Below are 3310 nucleotides of genomic sequence, written 5' to 3'. Positions count from 1 at the left end.
TTGAAATCTCACCTACAAACATAGTATTTGTCGCAAATGAATGTAATACATTTTTGACAAGGCATATCAAAACTCCACATGCCGGACCATATATAAAACTTCCAAATAATGCTGGAAGGTCTGATATATCAAGTTTGATAAAGCCCGGCATAAATGGTACCGGTATCTCCATATACATGAGAATGACTGCTATAGCGGCAAGCATCGCCGTAAGTGTCATCTTTTTTATATTTCCTCTTTTATGTGTATTTCCTGAACCGTTTGTTACATGTAACGTCTTTCCTGCTGCTGCCATTTTTCCTCTTCCTTTCTTTTCTACAGAAAATTCTTTGAGGTTTGTATGCACAGCCATATTGAAGCATTTTTCTTTAGAATTTTTTACTAAACAAAAAACCCTGAGATAACAAAATCCCAGGGTTCTATAACTCCAATTATAACAATGCAAGTTAAAATCTTCTCTCATCCAGACTATACTGTTGGTATCGGAATCTCACCGATTCGGTCGATATACTCGATTCGCGGACTTTACCGCCAGTGGGGAATCTCACCCCGCCCTGAAGAATTTTCTTTATTTTATGCATATGATAACATATGTTTACAGGTTATGCAAGTGTATTTTTCTTTGCCTGCACGACCTTTATAAAATTTATTGATTATTATCATCCTGTACAGACTGTGGTGATGGTGATGCCGGTGCATCCGCTGCACCTGTTTTGTGCTGGCGTCCCTCTGTGTCCATCTCATAATCTTTTGTATAGATGAGCTCAGACATTTTTACAAACTCAAATCCTTTTTCTTTCAGACCGTCAATAAGTTTTGGAAGTGCTTCGGCTGTATACTTTGCACCATTGTGACAAAGTATTATCGAGCCGTTGCCAAGGTGTTTATGATTCAGAACAGTGGTAAGTATCGCATCTGTTCCGTAATTTTTCCAGTCTAGGCTATCTACATCCCACTGTATTGCATGATACCCACATTTCTCGGCACACTCCACAAGCGTATCATTATAATCCCCATACGGTGGTCTGAAAACTTTCATATCGTACCCCGTAAGTTTTTTTACCTTGTTATGTACCGTCATTATCTCATCTTCACATTCCGCTGCCGAAATGGTTGACATCTGTTTATGATTCTGACTGTGATTTCCAAGCTCATGCCCCGCCTTGTAAAGTGCTTTTACATCATCAGGATAAGTGTCTACCCATCCGCCTGTCATAAAGAAGGTCACATGGACATTTTTTTCTTTCAGCACTTTTATTATTGCCTGGGTGTCTTCATTCCCCCAGGGAGCATACATGCCAATGAATCTTATTTTTAAGCTGGCTGCTCAATAAGATCAAATTTTCCTACAAGCTCATTAAGGCTCTCAGACTGAGCTGACAATTCCTCACTTGTTGCTGATGTCTCTTCCGCTGATGCAGAGTTACTCTGTACAACGCTTGAAATCTGCTCAATTCCCTTCTCTATCTGACCAAGCATTTCAGCCTGATTTTTTGAAACCTCACTTGACTGCTTTGATGCTTTTGCAAACTCAGTCATCATTTCAAGAATTTCATTTAATGCTTCTACTGTCTTAGCTGTAATGTCATTTCCATGTTCTACTTCTACAAGTGATTTTTCTATAAGCTCTCTTGTGTTTACTGCCGATTGTGCACTGTCAGCGGCAAGTTTTCCTATCTGGTTTGCAACTACAGCAAAACCTTTACCCTGCTCTCCTGCTCTTGCAGCCTCTATCGAAGCATTAAGTGAAAGAAGGTTTGTCTGTGATGCTATATCTTCAATTGCACCGATAATCTTCTGAATTTCCTGTGATGTAGCACTTATTGTCTCCATTGCATTTGTAAGATCCGTAAGATTATTTTTGCTCTCTTCTGCATGATTTACGGCTGTTAATACATGCTGATATGATTCCTCTGCCTCTTCTGCAACTGTTGATGCCATATTGCTTACATTCTCAACTGTTGCCGTAAGTTCCTGAACTGCTCCTGCCTGCTCTGTTGCACCTTCTGCAAGTACCTGTGCGCCTCCTGCAAGCTGCTCTGAACCTGCTGCAACCTGATCAGATGCCTCATTTATCTTACTTAAAGTAAAACTTAAATCTGTCCTAAGTGATCTCATAGCCATGATAAGGCTATTAAATTCACCTACATATTTATCCTCAATTTTTGTCGCAACTCTGAAATTACCTCTTGAAAGCTCTCCAAGAAGTTCTCCTGCATCTACGATAACTTCATGCATAAATTTACATGCATCTTCAAAATTAGCAGCAAGAGTTCCAAGCTCATCCTCTGACTTATAAGCTATCTCAACATCAAGATTACCTGCTTTTAGTTTCTTTGTAGCATTTTCAATCTCCCGGATAGGTTTCATAAGCACATTTACGATAACTTTAGATATTCTCATCGACAAGATAACACTTGAAATACCTATGACTATCATAAGCACAAGGCATACAGTTCCAACTGTCCTGGCTGTACTATACTGTGTTTTTGCTTCTTTTGAAGCATTACTAGAGATTTTTCCCAATAAAGTCTGAAGTTTTTCAACTGATGCGTTATAATCACCGTTAAATACTTCAAGTGCTTTATCATTATAGTTATTTGACGCATACGATACAAGTGTCTCACGAATCTCTTTAAGATTTGAAAACTCATCTGACAGCTCCTGAGTCACTTTTTTGTCACTGTATGACTTCATTATGGAATCAAGATTTGATTTAATATTGTCTCCTGTTTTTTCAACCTGATTTAGATACTCATTTGTCTTGTCAGTATCAGTTGTTGTCATTGACCATAACACCATCTTACCTGAATACTGAAGATTTTTTCTTATCTCCATCGAAATAGTACTATTGTTATATGCTTCCTTATAAAACTTACGCATATCATTGCTCATAACAGAAATAGAAATAACAGCCACAACAATTGCCACAAGCAATGTAGCAAGTGTCATTCCAAAAGCAAGTTTTAATTTTCCTTCAACTTTCTTATTCTCAAAATATTTTTCCATAATTCCTCGTTTCTGTGCACATATGTACATGAAAAATGTATCAGGTGCACGCTGATACATTCATTTAACTACTGTTACTATTTAATTCTAACTAAAATAATTCAAATTTCGATAACATTTTATAAAATCAGTCAATATTTTTATATACATTTTCTCAGCATTTTTATACGATATATCGTAAAATTATTATTTTTTTAACACTATCAAGCAAGTCCCCCACTTCTATTGCGTAGAGCAATAAGTGGGGTGGGAACTTGCTTGTATCAGGAGGGGTACAAGCCCCTTCTGATATGTATGCTGC

Annotated in this window: 3 protein-coding genes and 1 riboswitch; all 3 genes read right to left on the bottom strand. The window is 37.6% G+C overall.

The features are described from left to right. Nucleotides 1-352: ECF transporter S component (locus tag KQI69_RS05410; RefSeq protein ID WP_253289013.1), on the bottom strand; the 352-nt coding region annotated here is incomplete at its 3' end. Between the two features lie 95 nt (nt 353-447). Further along, nucleotides 448-566, bottom strand: a riboswitch (FMN riboswitch). Nucleotides 567-646: 80 nt separating this feature from the next. Beyond that, complete coding sequence (locus KQI69_RS05405; protein ID WP_216564327.1) at nt 647-1297, bottom strand: polysaccharide deacetylase family protein; 651 nt, start codon at nt 1295-1297, stop codon at nt 647-649. Nucleotides 1298-1314: 17 nt separating this feature from the next. Next, nucleotides 1315-3009: a methyl-accepting chemotaxis protein gene (locus KQI69_RS05400; RefSeq protein WP_216564326.1), complete on the bottom strand. Its 1695-nt coding sequence runs from the start codon at nt 3007-3009 to the stop codon at nt 1315-1317. Nucleotides 3010-3310 lie beyond the last annotated feature (301 nt).

The organism is Eubacterium sp. MSJ-13 (genome assembly GCF_018918235.1).
Lineage (GTDB): Bacteria > Bacillota > Clostridia > Lachnospirales > Lachnospiraceae > Butyribacter.
This window is presented reverse-complemented; position numbering and strand designations above follow the sequence as displayed.

Excerpts from the sequence above, each read along its gene's own strand:
- KQI69_RS05400 (WP_216564326.1), bottom strand. The coding sequence starts at position 3,009 with ATGGAAAAATATTTTGAGAATAAGAAAGTTGAAGGAAAATTAAAACTT.
- KQI69_RS05405 (WP_216564327.1), bottom strand. The coding sequence starts at position 1,297 with ATGTATGCTCCCTGGGGGAATGAAGACACCCAGGCAATAATAAAAGTG.